The organism is Sphingomonas sp. (assembly GCF_025353885.1).
Lineage (GTDB): Bacteria > Pseudomonadota > Alphaproteobacteria > Sphingomonadales > Sphingomonadaceae > Sphingomonas_O.
The window spans coordinates 15212-32196 of record NZ_JANXNX010000057.1; the positions used below are offsets into that span (position 1 = coordinate 15212).

Sequence of the window (16985 nt, forward strand, 5' to 3'; positions counted from 1 at the left end):
TACGCAGCTGACTCAGGGCGCCGCCGACCAGATTCCCTTGGTGTCATAAACGATTTTGTCGGCGCGCTCCTCGGGCGGCACCGACCTGAAGATGTCATGGTCGACCAGCACGATCATCACCGCACATTCCAGCAGGGCGGCATCGATATCGGCCAGTGTCGCGCCGGTATCGTCGAACTCGGGCGGCAGGCGATCGACATGCGGCTCGACGATGACGATCCTGTTCCCGAAACGCACCGCCAAGTCGTGTGCGACCTTCAGCGCCGGACTCTCGCGAAAGTCATCGACATTGGCCTTGAACGCCAAACCCAGCACCGCAACTTGCGCTCCCGGATTTGCGTCGATGAGCCGGGCGGCCTCGGCCACCACATAGCCGGTCTTGCGGTCGTTCACTTCGCGCGCGGTCCTGATCAGCGGAGTGATCTCTGGCGCGCTGTGGATGATGAACCACGGATCGACGGCGATGCAATGCCCGCCCACGCCCGGTCCCGGCGACAGGATGTTGACCCGTGGGTGACGATTGGCAAGGCGCAAGACTTCCCAGACGTCTATGCCGAGCTTGTCCGACACCATCGACAATTCATTCGCAAAGGCGATGTTGACGTCGCGAAACGCGTTCTCGCTGAGCTTCACCATTTCGGCGACGCGCGCGCTTGTCGTGATGCAGGCACCGCGAACGAATCCGCGATAGAATGCGAGCGCCTTGCGGGCGCAGCGTGGCGTGATGCCGCCGATGCACCGGTCGTTGTCGATCAATTCGACCAGAATGCGCCCCGGCAGCACACGTTCGGGGCAATAAGCGATCGCGATGTCGGCGGTGCCGTTGCCGGTTCTTGGCACATGCAGGTCAGGACGCAATTCGGCAATCAGGTCGCGCAGGGTATCGGTCGTTCCCACCGGCGACGTCGATTCGAGCACGATCAAGTCGCCTGACTTCAAGACCGGCGCAATCGTACGCGCGGCGGACAGCACATGGCTGATGTCGGGCGCATGATTGTCGTCGAATGGCGTCGGGACTGCGATCAGGAATACATCTGCGGGTTCCACCTCGGTCGATGCCCTCAGCAGGCCCCGGGCGACCACGCCCTGCACCAACGCGTCAAGATCGACTTCCTCGATGTGGACGCCCCCTGAATTAACGGTTTCCACCACGTCGGCGCGGACGTCGATGCCGATCACCTGACTGCCCGACCGGGCCACGATTGCGGCGGTGGGAAGGCCGATATAGCCAAGGCCCATCACGCAGGTCTTTGGATGGTTACTAACGGCCATTGGCTATAATCCTGGAGATGCGGGCGGCGGCGTGGCCGTCGCCGAATGGGCTGTGCGCGCGCGACATTGCGTCGTAGGCAGACGGGTTATCGAGCAGTCTGCTGGTTTCTGAAACGATCAGTGCGGGGTCAGTGCCGACCAGCCGGGCGGTCCCGGCGATGACCCCCTCGGGTCGTTCGGTCGTCTCTCGCATGACGAGCACCGGCTTGCCGAAGGTCGGCGCTTCTTCCTGCACGCCGCCGCTGTCGGTCAGCACCAGCGTTGAGCGGTCGAGCAGGCGGACGAAGTCGGGATAATCGAGCGGTTCGATCATCGCGATAGTGTCGGATGCGGGCAGGGCGTCGGCCATTGCTGTCCGGACATTCGGGTTGGGATGGACCGGAAAGACAATGCCTACGTCGTCGCGCTCGGCAATTTGTCCGATCGCGCCAGCTATCCCGCGCATTGCCGCGAAATTTTCGCGGCGGTGTGTCGTCACCGCGATGATCCGCTTGGCCCCAAACCGGTCGATGATCGTGTCGATCTTCCGGCACATCGACGGGTCGGCCAGCAGCCGGCTGCGGGTCGCCAGCAGCGCGTCGATAACGGTGTTGCCGGTTTCGAATATCGTGTCGGCACGCACCCCTTCGCGTCGTAGCGCCTCGGCGGCGGTGGCGGTTGGGGCGAAATGCTGGTCCGCCATCGTCGCGACAATCCGGCGGTTGACCTCCTCGGGCCAGGGATGGTGGATGTCGCCGCTGCGCAAACCGGCTTCGACATGGCTCACCGGGATTTTGCGATAATAGGCGGCCAGCGCCCCGACCATTGCGGTGGCGGTATCGCCCTGGACGATTACCCGGTCGGGCTTTTCGATATCGAACACTTCGCCCAAGCGGACCAGCAAGGCCGCCGTCAGGGAATCGAGTGTCTGGCCGGGCACCATGATGTCCAGGTCGTAATCGGGCACGATCCCGCTCAAGCGCAATATCTGGTCGAGCATCCCGCGATGTTGCGCCGTCACGCAGACGCGGCAGTCGACCCCTGTTTCGATCCGCAGCGCGTCGATAACCGGAAACAGCTTGATCGCCTCCGGACGCGTCCCGAATACGGCAAGGACCTTGATCGACACTGGCGTTCATTCCCCGAACCGGACTTGGCTCCGACCCGCGTTATGCGTTCAACATTGAACTCCGGTAAACGTCGGAAAAAATGAAGTGCCGCTCAGCTCGTCAAAAACCAGCGCTCGGTGCCCTCGATCCCGATTGCCGTCAGCTTGCCGCTGGCGAACGCACCGGTATCGATGCCGATGCGGTTCGGCCGTTCGTCGACCTCTTCGGTGATCGAATGGCCGTGGATGATCATTGGCCCATGGTCGCGCGCATCTTCCAGAAATTCGCGCCTGATCCAGCGGAGGTCGGACGGGTCTTGCGCCTCCAGCGCCACCCCCGGCCTGATACCGGCATGGACGAACAGATAGTCGCCCCGGCTATAACTGTCGGCAAAATTGCGAAGGAAGGTGATGTGGCTCGCTGGAACCCGCTCACCCAGCAATTCGGTCAGCTCGCCCAAGTCCCCGGCGTCATAATCATGCGCATCAACGCCATAGCTCATGACGGTCTCACGCCCGCCCACCCGGTGGAGAAGGGAGGCGGCACGTCGGTCACCCTCCCATGCGTGAATGAATATTTCCTCGTGGTTGCCCATCAAAAGAATGGTGGGCCGGGTCGCAGCGATTTCCATTGCGCGAACAATCACGCCGCGCGAATCGGCACCCCGGTCCATCAGGTCACCCAGGAACACCAGCGTCGTATCCGCCGGCCCGCGCGCGGATTTATCAGCCTCGATCCGGGCCATCAAGGCGTCGAGGCAATCCAGACGGCCGTGAACGTCGCCGATCGCATAGATGCGTTCGCCATCCGGCAATCGGTACTGGCGCGCGGCCGCCTGTTGCTCGGAACGCGGCGCGCGAGAAAATAGCTTGCGTAATACCATGAGTATCGGTGGCTTTAGCCAGAGGGGATGAACCGCGCCTTACGCGCGCTCGTTCTGGAACAACATCTGCGGGTCGATTTCGAGGCGCGCAATGTGCTGGCGTATGCGCGGCCAGATCTTGCTGAGAAAGCGATCGCGTTCGTCCACGCACAACCGCTCTATGGCCCCTGGCGCGACGAACATCCCGACGCCGCGCCGCACGGTGACATAGCCCTCGTCCTGCAGCGCCTGATAGGCTTTTGCGACCGTCAATGGGTTCGCACCGTGTTCGGCGGCAAAAGCACGCACCGAGGGCAACTGATCGCCCTCGGCATAATTCCGCTCGAGGATCGACGCGGCCAGGATCCCCCTAAGGCGCAGATAAACGGGAACATCGCCGGATTCGCTGACTGTCATGCAGTTCTAATACACCAACGCACCTGAAATGTCATCTTCGCGCCGAATTCAGGGATCAGGGCCAGCGACTGACGACATCTTCATAGGCTGCGCGCGGTCGCTCGCTGAGTTCGCGCAACGGTGATCCGACAAAGATGAAACCCGCGACCCGCTCGCCGGGACCGCCGATGGCATCGCGCACCGTGTCCGAATAGGCCGGCCACCCGGTCAGCCACCCGCCCACGAAACCACTGGCGTGCGCCGCCATCAGCAGGTTCATGCACGCCGCCCCCGCCGACAATTCCTGCTCCCACAAGGCGATCTTGCCCGGGATGGGAGCCGACAATACTACGATCAGGGTCGGTGCCTGGTGGGCAAACTGTTCCATCGCCTCGACCTGGGCTTGCGTGGCGTCGGGTTGCTCCGCGCGAAAGGCAGCGACGATCAGTGCCGCCAGCCGGACACGCTGGTCCGCGCCGATAATGACTAAGCGCCACGGGTTCAGCTTTCCATGGTCGGGCACGCGTATTGCCGCCTCCAGTATCGCACGAAGCTGGGCGTCGTCGGGACCCGGCGCGATCATGTCGCGGGGCTTTCCAGAGCGGCGGGTGTGCAGCAGCGCAAGCGTCGTGGAGGTGTCGTTCAACATGATGTGGCGGGTATCAGCGGCGCGGCCGTCGCGCAATCGGCTTGCTCCCGCGTTCGCGCCTTCCTATCCGTGCCGGATGAGCGCTTCGATCATTGCCCTTGCCCTCGCATTTGCCGCCCCCGATCCGGGGGTTGCGGCCCTGCAAGCTGCCGATGCCCGCGTGGCCGCAATCGCCTGGCGACTTCAGACTGCCAATGCGCCGCTTTGTTCCGATGTTGCCCCGCTCGCCGGATTTTCGGTCCAGACGCTGGCCCAGTATCAACCTTCGGTCCGGGCGACGGTAGTCGCCCAGACCGGTCTCGGTCGCCAGCCAGCGGTCCAGGCGGTCGTCAGCGGCGGTGCTGGCGATCTTGCCGGTTTACGGGTGGGCGATGTGCTGATCGCCATCGACGGCACCGCGACCCCTGCCGACTTGCCAACGCGAGCCAGCTACGATGTTACCGCGAAGACCCAGGCGATGATCGAAGCCGCCCTGAAAACGCCGCCGCTGACGTTGCGGCTGATGCGCGGCAAATCGGTCAGGACCGTGGGGATGACCGGGGTCAGCGGGTGCGTTTCCCGGGTCGAGATCGTGACCGGCCGGATTATCAACGCCGAGGCCGATGGGCATTATGTCCAGGTGTCGGGATCGCTGGTGGATTTCACGACGAACGACGACGAACTCGCTACGGTGATTGGCCACGAATTGTCGCATAACATCCTGCATCATCGCTTGCGCCTCGACACCGATAAAGTATCGCGTGGTATATTCGCTGGGTTCGGCAAGGGCGGCGCCCGGCTTCGCAAAACCGAATATGAAGCAGATCGCCTGGGCGTCTGGCTGGTCGCACGGGCTGGCTACGATGTCGATGCCATCGTGCCATTCTGGTCGCGACTTGGTCGTCGGACCGGATTGGGTATCTTGTCCGATGGCACCCACCCAAGCTGGGGCGACCGCATCGCCCGCGTCGCTGCTGCTGTCGCCGAGGTAAAAGCGCAACGTGCAAAGGGAGTTGCGCTTATTCCGACCGAACTGCCGATTGCCTTGCCTCCCGCATAATCCACTTCACACCTAAAAATTACGCGCTAGTCTCCGCCGCATGAACGAGCGCGCTACGACGCAGCCTTTGGGGAGCAGATCGACTATGGCATCGGCCGCAATGACTGACGAAAAAACCTGGCTCGGCCATCCGCGCGGCCTGTTCGTGCTGTTCTTTGTCGAGATGTGGGAGCGGTTTTCCTACTACGGAATGCGCGCCCTCCTGATTTTCTACCTCGTCAAACACTGGCTGTATGCCGATGCTGAGGCGTCGATCATCTACGGTGCCTATACTGCGCTCGTTTATATCACGCCGGTGGTCGGCGGCTATCTCGCCGACCGCTACCTCGGCCAGCGAAAGGCCGTTCAGTTCGGCGCGGTTATGCTGACCATCGGGCATTTCCTGATGATCTTCGAAGGCGATGGGGGACGCAACGGTCCGGCCATCAACATCTTCTGGCTGGCGCTTGCGTTTATCATCGTCGGCGTCGGGTTCCTGAAGGCAAACATCTCGGTCATCGTCGGCCAGCTTTACCCGCGCACCGACCTGCGCCGCGATCCGGCATACACGATCTTCTACATGGGCATTAACCTCGGCGGCGCGCTGGGACCAATCATCGCGGGCTATCTTGGCGAGACTTATGGCTGGTCCTACGGCTTTGGCGCGGCGGGGGTCGGTATGCTGCTCGGCCTCATCGCCTTCGTTCGGGGCCGACCCCTGTTGCTTGGCAAGGGCGAGCCGCCCGCGCCCCAGCGCCTGGCCGCGCCCGTTGCCGGGATCAAGCTGGAATGGCTGATCTACCTGTTCGGTTTTGTCATGGTCGGCATCTGCTGGTGGCTCGTCCAGAACCAGGCCGTGGTCGGCTCGCTGCTCGGGGTGTCCGGGGCCATCCTGATTGGGTTCATCCTTTTTACTGCGGTCTTCAAGCTGCCCAGCGTCGATCGCGACCGCATCCTGGCCGCACTGTTCCTGATGATCATGTCGATCGTCTTCTGGGCGTTGTTCGAACAGGCCGGATCGTCGATCAACCTGTTCACCGACCGTCGCGTCGATCGTCATTTGTTTGGGGCCGAAGTTCCCGCGTCGGTTTTCCAGTCGATCAACTCGATCTACATCATCCTGCTTGCCCCTGTGTTCGCGGTGCTGTGGACGTGGCTGGGACGACGCAATCTCGAACCCTCGGCACCAGCGAAGTTCGGTTTGGCGCTGATCCAGCTCGGGGCGGGATTCCTGGTCCTGGTCGCGGGCGTGCTTTCTGCGGGGCCGGGCCAGTTGACCCCGGTCATCTTCATCTTCCTGCTGTATCTGCTGCACACCACCGGAGAGCTGTGCCTGTCGCCGGTCGGCCTGTCGGCAATGAACCGGCTGTCGCCGCTGCACCTGGCCAGTCTCATCATGGGAACCTGGTTTTTCTCGACAGCCGCCGGGCAATTTGCCGCCGGACTCATTGCTGCGGCCATCGGTTCCGAAGGGGCCGGGCCTGAACGCGTTACCGAAGTCTATTCTTCGGCAGGCTGGACCGCCGTTGCCGTTGGCGTCGCGGTGATCGTGATCGCACCGCTGATCAAGCGACTGATGCACCTGGACAAGTTAAGCGATCATGTGGTCGATGACTGAGTTCGGGAATCGCTCCCGGCACCTTCGCCCCTAATCAGGTCGGTCATCGTACCCGTCTGCCGGCCCACAGTCGCGGTCATCGCCACGTCCATCATCGCATTCCCTAGCGTCCGAAAGATGTCAGGCAATGTCTCCACCGCGATCAACAGCGCCAGCGGTTCGACGGGAATGCCCAGCGCCAGGCTGATCGGGGCGATTGACGTCACGAAACTGACCTGCCCGGGCAGGCTGACCGCGCCCATCGACGTCAGCATCGCGGCCACTATCCCGACCGCATATTGTGCCGGTCCCAGGTGCACGCCAAACCAGTTGGCGACATAGAGCGCCACGGCAAGGTTCATTGCCGGGCCGGTCGCGCGCATCAACGCGACCGCCATCGGTAGCGAAACTCCCGCCGTGCCCTCGCTCACGCCAAGGTCTTCCGACTTTTCGACCATCAGCGGCAAGCAGGCGAGCGAGGACTGGGTACTGATTGCGAGTGCCTGGACCGGCGCGATGGCCCGCGCAAATCTCGCGAACCCAATATTCGCGCCGAACCGCGCGAGGGGATAGGCGCATAGTCCGATGGCGAGCCCGACGCTGGCCACGATGACGACGTAGTGAAGCAGCGCCCCGAACGCCGCCGCTCCCGATCGTGCCCCGACCACAAACGCCAGCCCGAACACACCGATGGGAGCCAGGCGAAGCACCCAGTGGATCACGACGATCATCGCGTCGGCGATGGCACTGAAAAACTGCGTCAGCAGCCGGCGCGGTTCGTCGGGGAGACGGGTCAGCGCGAACGCGAACACACCGGTAAAGATCATCAACGGCAGGATCGCGTCGTTGGCAGCGGCGGCGATCGGGTTCGTCGGGACGATGGCGCGCAGGAAGTCGGCGAACGGCGGCACCTTTCCGACTGCTGGTGTCGCGCTCAGTGCAGCGCGCAGCGCATTGGCCGATTCGGCGGGCATCGGGAAAAAATGGAGGAGTAACGGCGTGAGCACGGCTCCGACCACCGCCGACAACCCCATGATCGTCAATATCCACGCCAGCGCGCGCCCGGCAACGCGGCCTGCGCGCGCCGCCTCCGCCGTCTGTGCAATCCCCGTAATCAGCAACGACACGACCAATGGCACGATCGTCATGCGCAGCCCGTTCAGCCACAGGTTGCCGACCGGATCGGCCACGTCGGCCACCTGGCCAGCGAGGGTCGGGGCCATTGACGAACCGGCGATGCCGAGGATCAGTCCGATGACCAGAGCGACAAGAATGCGGGTGGCGTTCGACATCGGACCGTCTTGCCTTCTATGACAATCGGGCGAAAGCGTTTTTTCAACGGGCCAAACTCGAGTTGATTAGGAGGAAGTTCTTGTGACGCGTAAGTTTTTCGGCACCGACGGCATCCGTGGCCGCACCAACGTAACGCCCATGACCGCCGAGATTGCGATGAAGGTCGGACAGGCAGCCGGCAGCTATTTCCTGCGTGGCAGCCACCGCCATCGTGTCGTTATCGGCAAGGATACCCGCCTGTCGGGCTATATGATGGAATCGGCGCTGGTCGCCGGTTTTACCAGCGTCGGCATGGACGTTATCCAGTTCGGCCCGATCCCGACGCCCGCCGTCGCGATGCTGACCTCCTCAATGCGCGCCGATCTGGGCGTGATGATTTCCGCCAGTCATAATCCGTACGAGGATAACGGGATCAAGCTGTTCGGACCCGATGGCTACAAATTGTCCGATGAGGCCGAGGCCGAGATCGAACGCTTGCTGGACGCAGCAACGACGCTGGCGCAGGCTCCTGACATCGGTCGCGCCCGCCGGGTCGAGGATGCGCGGGGGCGCTATATCCATTTTGCCAAGTCTACTTTCCCCGAGGATTTGCGCCTCGACGGGCTGAAGGTCGTCATCGATTGCGCGAACGGCGCGGCCTATCAGGTCGCGCCTTCTGCGCTCTGGGAACTGGGCGCGGAGGTCATCGCGATCGGGGTGACTCCCGATGGACGCAACATCAACGCTGGCTGCGGATCGACCGCGCCCGCCCTACTGCAGGAAACCGTGGTGGCCAGCGGCGCGCATATCGGGATCGCGCTGGACGGGGATGCCGATCGCTTGATTGTAGTCGATGAAACCGGCCGCATCGTCGATGGCGACCAGTTGATGGCACTGATCGGGACCAGTTGGGCACGCCACGGCATGCTGCAGGGCAACGGCATCGTCGCGACCGTCATGTCAAACCTCGGTCTTGAACGTTATCTGCAAGGGCAGGGACTCTCGCTGGAACGGACCAGTGTTGGCGATCGCTATGTGCTCGAGAAGATGCGCAAGTCGGGCTTCAACGTCGGTGGTGAACAGTCGGGTCATATCATCCTGTCGGACCATGCGACGACGGGCGACGGATTGATTGCCGCGCTCCAAGTGTTGGCGGAACTGGTGACCACGGGCAAACCGGCAAGCGAGCTGCTTCACCTGTTCGACCCGGTCCCGCAACTGTTGAAGAACGTCCGGTTTGCCGGGGGCAAGCCGCTCGACGACGCCCACGTCAGGGCGGCCATCGCCGAAGCGGAAGCTAAACTGGTCGGAAAAGGTCGGCTCGTCATCCGGCCTTCTGGCACCGAACCGCTGATCCGCGTGATGGCAGAGGGCGATGATAGCGCCCAGGTTACCCGTCTGGTCGACATGATCTGCGACGCGGTCAGGGCGGTTGGGTGACACCCAGGGTCCTGATCATTGCCGGGTCGGACAGCGGTGGCGGGGCGGGCATCCAGGCGGATATAAAGACCGTGACGATGCTCGGCGGCCACGCGATGACCGCGGTCACGGCGGTCACCGCGCAGAACACGGTGGGCCTGCAGGCGGTGCACGCCATTCCGACAGCGATGGTGATCGCCCAGATCCAATCCTGCCTCGGCGACATCGGCGCGGACGTCGTGAAAATCGGGATGATCGGATCGGCGGCAACCGCGCATGCGGTGACCGACCTGCTGGCCGGCATCGACCTGCCGATCGTCTTCGACCCGGTGATGGTCGCGACCAGCGGATCGACGCTTGCCGACCCCGACACGATCGCGGCCTTCGCCCGGCTCATGGCGGTGGCATCGGTCGTCACGCCTAACCTCCCCGAACTGGCGGCATTGGGTGGCAAGGATAATGTGCTGAGCTATGGCTGCCACTTGCTGGTCAAGGGGGGGCATGGCGAGGGTGCGATGGTGGTGGATCGCCTGTGGTCGCCGAACGGCCTGGTCCGTGAACTGAGCGCTCGGCGCATCGACACCACCAGCACACATGGCACAGGCTGCACGCTCGCCAGCGCGCTTGCGACCGGATTGGGCGAGGGGATGGAGCTTTACGAGGCGTTCGGTCGCGCGGTATTCTTTGTGCGCATCGCGCTGCTGGAGGCTCCGGGTTTCGGCAAAGGTCATGGCCCGATGGGGCAGCAGGGAGTGAGGGAATTTTGGGACGAATAGCGGGCGTCGACGAGGCGGGCCGGGGGCCGCTGGCGGGACCGGTCGTCGCTGCGGCCGTGATCCTGTGCCCAAAGGGGATCGAGGGCGTCGATGACAGCAAAAAGCTCTCGCCCCAGCGCCGCGCCGTGCTGGAGGCGCTGATCCTGAAACATTGCACTGTCGGCATCGGCATCGCCAGTGTGGAGGAGATCGACGGCATCAACATCCTACAGGCGACGATGCTCGCCATGACGCGCGCCGTCGCCGCGCTGGGGGTCGATCCATCGAACATCCTGGTCGATGGCAATCGCCTGCCGAAATGGCGCTGGCAGGCGCAGGCGGTGATCGGTGGCGACGCGATCCACCCCTGTATCTCGGCCGCCAGCATTATCGCCAAGGAAACCCGCGACCGCATCATGGTCGCCGCCGACCGCGATCACCCCCATTATGGCTGGGCGTCGAACAAGGGCTATGGTTCGGTTCACCACCTTGCCGCGTTGCGCGAACACGGTCCCTGCGCACTCCACCGCCAGAGCTTTGCCCCGGTGCGCGAACACGATTTGCGACGAACCGAGTCTTTAGTGCAACACGCCATTGGTTGAGTCCGGGTGTGAAGAACGCCACTATATGTCGTGGCAGACTCGTTTCGTTCCCGGCGCGTTAACCTAATTCTTAACACGCTCTGTTAACTACGTCCTTGACCCGGGAGTTCGACGGACTCACCATGGCGACGAATTAAACGGGGGCGTTTTCGTTGAGCTTGCTACAAATACTGAAGCCGGTTGCGCCGGTCGTCGATTTGCCGCTCGACCAGATCATCATGGACGATTGTATCGCCGCGATGGCCTCGTTGCCCGATGCCTGCGTCGACATGGTATTCGCCGATCCGCCCTATAACCTGCAGCTTGGGGGCGACCTGTTCCGTCCCGAAGGCGGGCGCGTCGATGCCGTCGATAACGACTGGGACAAGTTCGACACCTTCGCCGCTTACGATGCCTTTACCAGCGCATGGCTTTCAGAAGCGCGCCGTATCCTGAAACCCAATGGCACGCTGTGGGTGATCGGCAGCTATCACAATATCTTCCGCGTCGGCTCGCGCCTTCAGGACCAGGGCTTCTGGATTCTCAACGACATCGTCTGGCGCAAGGCCAATCCGATGCCGAATTTCAAGGGCACCCGCTTTACCAATGCGCATGAAACCCTGATCTGGGCGGCGAAGGGAGAGGGCGCGCGCTATACCTTCAACTATCGCGCGATGAAGAGTCTCAACGACGAATTGCAGATGCGGTCGGACTGGAGTTTTCCGATCTGCGGGGGAAAGGAACGCCTGAAACGCGGCGGCACAAAGGCGCATCCGACGCAAAAGCCCGAAGCGCTGCTGTATCGTATCCTGCTGGCGGCGACCAATCCCGGCGACATTGTCCTCGATCCCTTTTTCGGCACCGGCACGACCGGCGCCGTCGCCCGGCGTCTTAATCGCCGCTGGATCGGGATCGAACGCGACGCGACCTATTGCGACGTCGCTCGCGAACGGATCGATGCCGCGCTGCCGCTTGATGAGTCGGCGATCACGACGATGCAGTCGCCCAAGTCGCAGCCGCGCGTCGCGTTTGGAACCCTGGTGGAAACCGGGGCGATCAAGCCCGGTGCGCTGGTGTTCGATACCAAGCGCCGCTGGACCGCGACCGTTCGCGCCGATGGTTCGCTGTCGCACCGGGACCGGCTCGGTTCGATTCACAAGCTGGGGGCCGAACTCCAGGGTGCGCCGTCCTGCAATGGCTGGACCTTCTGGCATTATGATGCGGGTGGCATGGCCAAGCCCATCGATACTCTGCGCCAGACCTACATCCTTGCGACCGAGCCCTGACGGCCCGCTAGATGAAATCCTACCTCCGCCCTACGGCTTTCGTCGACACGCCGGTCCATTTCGACGGGCAGGTCGCGCGCCTTGCGGGCGGAATGACGTTCTTTTCGGCTTATGAAATCATCACCGTAATCGACGGCCAGCGCACCGCGCGCCTGGTGCCGCTCGATCGGTTCGAACCCTCAGCAGAGCACGCCGCCCTCCACGCCCGGATCATCGCACCGCGACCAGCGCTGATGCTCGGGCCGCGCACGGTCCGCTTAGACCAGCCACAGGTCATGGGCATAGTGAACATGACGCCCGACAGTTTCTCGGACGGCGGCAAGCACGACGCCGACCCCGCCCGTGCCGCCGCGATCGGCATCGACATGGCGGCAGCGGGCGCGGCGATCATCGACGTCGGCGGCGAATCCACGCGCCCGGGCGCGACGCCGGTGTGGGAAGGAGACGAGGTCGCCCGCACCCAGCCCGTGATCCAGCGCTTGTCCGCAGGCGGTGCCGCCGTATCGATCGACACCCGCAAGGCGAGCGTGATGGAAGCCGCGCTGTCGGCGGGCGCGACCATCGTGAACGATGTCTCGGCATTGCTGTTCGATGCGCAGGCGCTGGCCCTGATGGCGCGGAGCACCTGTCCCGTCATCCTGATGCAGTCGCCCGATGCGGAAAAATCGCTGCACGACGGACCGGCCCAGTCCGATCCGCTGATCGAAACCTATGACTGGCTGGAAGCGCGCATCGCAGCGGTCGGCGCGGCGGGAATCGACCGTTCGCGGATCATTGTCGATCCCGGCATCGGCTTCGGCAAATCGGTTGCGACAAATCTCGCCATCATCAACGGCCTGTCGCTGTTCCACGGCCTTGGCTGCCCGATCCTGCTGGGCGCGAGCCGCAAACGCTTCATCGGTGCCTTGTCGAACGAAGCCCCCGTCGCCGATCGTCTCGGCGGATCGGTCGCGGTTGTGCTGGAAGGTGCGCGCCAGGGCGTCCAGATCCTTCGGGTGCACGATGTGCCTGAAACCATTCAGGCATTGCACGTTTGGCGCGGGTTGCGGGACCAGGCGCTGAGCTGATCGCACGAACGAAGGGAGACGCGCAAGCCATTCAAGCCGCGTCCGAAATCCCCAATTCGGCAAGCTTTCGGTACAGTGTCGACCGCCCGATCCCCAGCCGCCGCGCGACCTCTGTCATGCGCCCGCGATAATGACCGATGGCCAGACGGATGACGTCGGCCTCGATCGCTTCTAGGGGGCGCAGATTGCCGTCGGACTGGAACAGCGTGACGCCGCCCGCGGCCTGTCCTTCATTGTCACGTCCGCGCGGACGCCCCGTCACGAGCTGGCTGGCGATATGTGGAAAGTCCGCCGCCGTCAGCGCGTCGCCGTCGCACAGCACCGCTGCGCGGAACAAGGCGTTCTGCAACTGCCTGACGTTGCCCGGCCACACATAGCCGCTCAACAACGCCATCGCTTCCTCGGTGATGCCCAGGCCCCGCAAGCCCGGCTGGCGCGCGATGCGGGCCATGATGTGACGCGCCAAGGCGGGAATATCGCCTGATCGCTCGCGCAAGGGGGGGATCGCGACTTGAACCACCGCCAGGCGATAATAAAGGTCTTCGCGGAAACGCCCCGCCGCGACTTCGTCGACCAGCGTCCGGTTCGATGCAGCGATCACCCGAACATCGACCTCGCGCAGGCGTCCCCCGATCGGGAGGACTTCACCCGATTGCAGCACGCGCAACAGCTTGACCTGGGCCTCCAGCGGCATCTCGCCAATCTCGTCGAGGAACAGCGTGCCGCCGTCAGCGTCGAGTATCTTGCCGACCTTGCGTTCGAACGCGCCCGCAAAGGATCCCTTTTCGTGGCCGAACAATTCGCTTTCGATCAGGTTGGACGGCATCGCGCCGCAGTTGATCGTGATCAGCGGCCGCTTGGCGCGTGGGGAGGCAGCGTGGATCGCTTCGACCACCACGGCCTTGCCGACACCACTCTCGCCCTCGATCAGCAGCGAGACGCGCGCGCGCGCCGCCTTTGCAGCGATGGCCAGCGCGGAACGGAACTTGGGGGCCGACCCGACAATCTCGTCAAAGCCGAGCGTGGCCGACATCTTTTCGGTCAGCGGTCGCAATTCGCCGCCGCCCGATCCACTCTCGACCGCCGCTTCCAGTGCCGCCAGCAAGCGCGAATGTTCGATGGGTTTGACCAGGAAGTCGGACGCCCCGGCGCGCATCGCCGAAACCACAATATCGACCGATTCGTTGGCGGTCATCATCAGGATCGGCAGGGCCGGGCGTCGTGCCCGCAATTCCGCGATCAGCGCCCCGACGTCTTCTCCCGGAAGGTCGATCAGGATCGCGTCCAGCATCATGCCGTCGCGCGTGCCCAGCATCGCAATGGCGATTTCGGGGTCGCCGGCGACGACCGACCGCCATCCGGCACGCGCCGCCTGTGCCGAAACGACCCGCACTTGTGCAGGGTCGTTGTCGACCAGCATCACCATGCGGGTGCCGTTCGGTGCCATTCTGTCTTAACCCCTGCTACAGTCGATGGGCGTTGTAACGCGCGGGAGTAAAGGCCAGCTTAAAGCGCCGACGCCCGTCACGCATGAACCAACAGAAATCTGGTCCTCGCGCTTGGGGCTTGAGGCTGCCGTTGTCCCTCGTTATGGCTCGGGACAACAAGGTTTTTCGTTTTTATGAGAGGATCTGCGACATGGCCGACACCGCCGAAACCAACGAGAACTTGCCAGCGCACGTCGATTCCTACGGGCGTTTCATTTCGTGGTTCAAGAGCGGCGCGATTGTCGTCGCGATCATCGTTGTCGCCGTCGTCTTCATCATCACGCGGTGAAGATCGGGGTCCTGAAGGAAACCGCCGAGGGCGAGCGCCGCGTTGCTGCCTCCGCTGAAACGGTCAAGAAGTTCATTGGCCTGGGCGCAACCGTGTCGGTCGAAACCGGCGCAGGCGCCACCGCCGCCGTGTCGGACCAGGCATTTGCCGATGCCGGAGCCACGATTGGCGACCGCGCAGCGGTGCTGGCAGATGCCGACATATTGCTTGGTGTCGCAGGGCCAACGCCCGCCAGCCTGAACGGTGTGAAATCGGGCGCATGGCTCGTCGCCGGGCTTAACCCCTTTGCCGAGCGCGCCCGCGTAGATGACTATGCCGCTTTGGGTATCGAGGCGCTGGCAATGGAATTCATGCCGCGCATCACCCGCGCGCAGTCGATGGACATCCTGTCGTCGCAGTCGAACCTCTCGGGCTATAAGTCGGTCCTCGATGCCGCGTCCGAATACGGCAAGGCGTTTCCGATGATGATGACCGCGGCGGGTACAGTATCCGCCGCGCGCGTTTTCGTCATGGGTGTCGGCGTTGCCGGATTGCAAGCCATCGCCACCGCGCGCCGCCTCGGTGCGCAGGTGTCGGCGACCGACGTGCGTTCGGCGACGAAGGAGCAGATCGAATCGCTCGGTGCCAAGGCCGTGTTCGTCGAGAATGTCGCGGGGATCGAGGGCGAAGGTTCGGGCGGCTATGCCACCGAAATGTCCGACGAATATAAGGCGGCCCAGGCTGAACTCGTATCGTCGCACATCGCCAAACAGGACATCGTCATCACCACCGCGCTGATCCCCGGACGCCCGGCCCCGCGCTTGATCTCGGATGCTCAGATTGCAAGCATGAAACCAGGCAGCGTCATCGTCGATCTCGCGGTCGAAGCAGGCGGCAATGTCGAAGGCGCGGTCGCGGGACAGGTCGTGGAGGTTCACGGCGTCAAGATTGTCGGCCACCGCAATGTGCCTTCACGACTGGCGACCGATGCCAGCGCCCTGTTCAGCCGCAACCTGTTCAACTTCCTCAGCGCCTTCTGGGACAAGGAAGCGAACAAGCCAGTGCTCGACGAAGAAATCGGCAACGCGATCCGGCTGACGCAGGGTGGCAAGGTCGTCAGCGAGCGATTGCTGGCGGGCTGATGCCGGTCGTATTCCGCCTGGATGGTAAGCGCTTCCACTTTTACTCAGACGAAGGTAGTCCGCTTGAACCCATCCACATCCATGTGGCGCAGGCGGGGATGGACGCGAAGTTTTGGCTGTTTCCCGAGGTTAGGCTCGCCTATAACCGGGGCTATGACGCGCGGATGACCAAACAATTGCTGGACATCGTGGAAGCGCATCGCGACGAGATCGAAAGGGCATGGAATGAACATTTTTGCTCCTAGCGCGACCGCGGTCCGGTTCGACGATGCCGTAATGTGGGTTGACTTGGAGGATGGCCGCACGCTGGGTATCCCGATCGTCTGGTTCCCGCGCCTGCTCCACGCCACGCCAGAACAGCGCAATAACTGCTTTATCAGCCCCAGCGGTCTGCATTGGGACGAGATCGACGAGGACATATCCATTGCCGGTTTGATTGCCGGGCGTGGCGATATGACGCATCCGGTAAAATCGGCCGCATGAGCATCGTCGGGCGCGCGATACTAAATCCTCCCCTCGCAGGGGAGGTGGCGCTGCCTTGCGCGACGGAGGGGTATTCCCCTGTCGGAGCCGGCACGAAAATGATAACCAAAACGAACACAACACGTGCTGGCGGAGATATTTCTCCGTCAGTTCAGGGGGACTGCCAGACCCCCTCGCAGGGGAGAATCTAGAATAATGGACTTCATCAGCATCCTCTCCATCTTCGTGATGGCCTGTTTCGTCGGCTATTATGTCGTCTGGTCGGTCACGCCCGCGCTCCACACGCCGCTGATGGCGGTGACCAATGCGATTTCAAGCGTGATCATCGTCGGTGCGCTGATCG

The 16985-nt window shown here is 63.2% G+C and carries 19 protein-coding genes; 12 read left to right on the forward strand and 7 right to left on the reverse strand.

Features of this window, described 5'->3' with window-relative positions:
• Nucleotides 1–12 precede the first annotated feature (12 nt).
• The 5 genes from wecC to Q0R02_RS05975 all read right to left on the reverse strand — a co-directional run bounded on the left by wecC (nt 13) and on the right by Q0R02_RS05975 (nt 4267).
• The gene (gene wecC, locus Q0R02_RS05955; protein WP_293881606.1) at nt 13–1272 is read right to left on the reverse strand and encodes a UDP-N-acetyl-D-mannosamine dehydrogenase; all 1260 of its coding nucleotides are present in this window, start codon (nt 1270–1272) and stop codon (nt 13–15) included.
• Nucleotides 1262–2374 carry a non-hydrolyzing UDP-N-acetylglucosamine 2-epimerase gene (wecB, locus tag Q0R02_RS05960; protein ID WP_293881638.1) on the reverse strand — a complete coding sequence of 371 codons (1113 nt, stop codon included), beginning with the start codon at nt 2372–2374 and terminating at the stop codon, nt 1262–1264. Before wecB ends, wecC begins: the two co-directional genes overlap by 11 nt.
• A 98-nt stretch (nt 2375–2472) precedes the next feature.
• Nucleotides 2473–3243 carry a metallophosphoesterase family protein gene (locus Q0R02_RS05965; RefSeq protein ID WP_293881608.1) on the reverse strand — a complete coding sequence of 257 codons (771 nt, stop codon included), beginning with the start codon at nt 3241–3243 and terminating at the stop codon, nt 2473–2475.
• Nucleotides 3244–3282: 39 nt separating this feature from the next.
• Nucleotides 3283–3639 carry a GntR family transcriptional regulator gene (locus tag Q0R02_RS05970; protein ID WP_293881610.1) on the reverse strand — a complete coding sequence of 119 codons (357 nt, stop codon included), beginning with the start codon at nt 3637–3639 and terminating at the stop codon, nt 3283–3285.
• Nucleotides 3640–3694: 55 nt separating this feature from the next.
• Nucleotides 3695–4267 carry a nitroreductase gene (locus Q0R02_RS05975; RefSeq protein ID WP_293881640.1) on the reverse strand — a complete coding sequence of 191 codons (573 nt, stop codon included), beginning with the start codon at nt 4265–4267 and terminating at the stop codon, nt 3695–3697.
• A 76-nt stretch (nt 4268–4343) separates the two neighbouring features.
• Between Q0R02_RS05975 and Q0R02_RS05980 the strand changes: the two genes are divergently transcribed.
• Together Q0R02_RS05980 and Q0R02_RS05985 are read left to right on the forward strand one after the other, a co-directional pair.
• Nucleotides 4344–5306, forward strand: coding sequence for a M48 family metallopeptidase (locus Q0R02_RS05980; RefSeq protein WP_293881612.1), 963 nt, complete (start codon nt 4344–4346; stop codon nt 5304–5306).
• A gap of 100 nt (nt 5307–5406) precedes the next feature.
• Nucleotides 5407–6903, forward strand: a complete 1497-nt coding sequence (locus tag Q0R02_RS05985; RefSeq protein ID WP_293881614.1) for a peptide MFS transporter — start codon at nt 5407–5409, stop codon at nt 6901–6903.
• Here the strand turns inward: Q0R02_RS05985 and Q0R02_RS05990 are convergent.
• On the reverse strand, nt 6885–8174 hold the full coding sequence (locus tag Q0R02_RS05990) for a dicarboxylate/amino acid:cation symporter (protein WP_293881616.1): 1290 nt from the start codon (nt 8172–8174) through the stop codon (nt 6885–6887). The two genes, Q0R02_RS05985 and Q0R02_RS05990, sit on opposite strands and share 19 nt — an antisense overlap.
• Before the next feature lie 82 nt (nt 8175–8256).
• Between Q0R02_RS05990 and glmM the strand changes: the two genes are divergently transcribed.
• From glmM to folP, 5 genes are all read left to right on the forward strand, one after another.
• Nucleotides 8257–9594, forward strand: coding sequence for a phosphoglucosamine mutase (gene glmM / locus Q0R02_RS05995; protein WP_293881618.1), 1338 nt, complete (start codon nt 8257–8259; stop codon nt 9592–9594).
• Entirely contained in the window at nt 9591–10349 is a 759-nt protein-coding gene (locus Q0R02_RS06000) for a bifunctional hydroxymethylpyrimidine kinase/phosphomethylpyrimidine kinase (protein WP_293881620.1), read from the forward strand. The genes glmM and Q0R02_RS06000 overlap by 4 nt, the downstream gene beginning before the upstream one ends.
• Nucleotides 10337–10930, forward strand: coding sequence for a ribonuclease HII (locus tag Q0R02_RS06005; RefSeq protein ID WP_293881622.1), 594 nt, complete (start codon nt 10337–10339; stop codon nt 10928–10930). The genes Q0R02_RS06000 and Q0R02_RS06005 overlap by 13 nt, the downstream gene beginning before the upstream one ends.
• A 152-nt stretch (nt 10931–11082) precedes the next feature.
• On the forward strand, nt 11083–12195 hold the full coding sequence (locus Q0R02_RS06010) for a site-specific DNA-methyltransferase (protein ID WP_293881624.1): 1113 nt from the start codon (nt 11083–11085) through the stop codon (nt 12193–12195).
• 11 nt (nt 12196–12206) lie between these two features.
• Complete coding sequence (gene folP, locus Q0R02_RS06015; RefSeq protein ID WP_293881626.1) at nt 12207–13262, forward strand: dihydropteroate synthase; 1056 nt, start codon at nt 12207–12209, stop codon at nt 13260–13262.
• Between the two features lie 31 nt (nt 13263–13293).
• Here folP and Q0R02_RS06020 read toward each other — a convergent pair whose 3' ends face one another.
• Nucleotides 13294–14709 carry a sigma-54 dependent transcriptional regulator gene (locus tag Q0R02_RS06020; protein ID WP_293881628.1) on the reverse strand — a complete coding sequence of 472 codons (1416 nt, stop codon included), beginning with the start codon at nt 14707–14709 and terminating at the stop codon, nt 13294–13296.
• A gap of 191 nt (nt 14710–14900) precedes the next feature.
• Between Q0R02_RS06020 and Q0R02_RS06025 the strand changes: the two genes are divergently transcribed.
• The 5 genes from Q0R02_RS06025 to Q0R02_RS06045 all read left to right on the forward strand — a co-directional run.
• Nucleotides 14901–15038 carry a hypothetical protein gene (locus Q0R02_RS06025; protein WP_293881630.1) on the forward strand — a complete coding sequence of 46 codons (138 nt, stop codon included), beginning with the start codon at nt 14901–14903 and terminating at the stop codon, nt 15036–15038.
• Nucleotides 15035–16159 carry an NAD(P) transhydrogenase subunit alpha gene (locus tag Q0R02_RS06030; RefSeq protein WP_293881632.1) on the forward strand — a complete coding sequence of 375 codons (1125 nt, stop codon included), beginning with the start codon at nt 15035–15037 and terminating at the stop codon, nt 16157–16159. Before Q0R02_RS06025 ends, Q0R02_RS06030 begins: the two co-directional genes overlap by 4 nt.
• Nucleotides 16159–16404 (forward strand): DUF4160 domain-containing protein, encoded by a 246-nt coding sequence (locus Q0R02_RS06035; RefSeq protein WP_293881634.1) that lies wholly within the window; start codon nt 16159–16161, stop codon nt 16402–16404. The genes Q0R02_RS06030 and Q0R02_RS06035 overlap by 1 nt, the downstream gene beginning before the upstream one ends.
• Nucleotides 16385–16642, forward strand: coding sequence for a DUF2442 domain-containing protein (locus Q0R02_RS06040; protein ID WP_293881636.1), 258 nt, complete (start codon nt 16385–16387; stop codon nt 16640–16642). Before Q0R02_RS06035 ends, Q0R02_RS06040 begins: the two co-directional genes overlap by 20 nt.
• 195 nt (nt 16643–16837) lie before the next feature.
• Nucleotides 16838–16985 (forward strand): proton-translocating transhydrogenase family protein (locus tag Q0R02_RS06045; protein WP_293881642.1); only part of this gene is annotated, 148 nt, incomplete at its 3' end.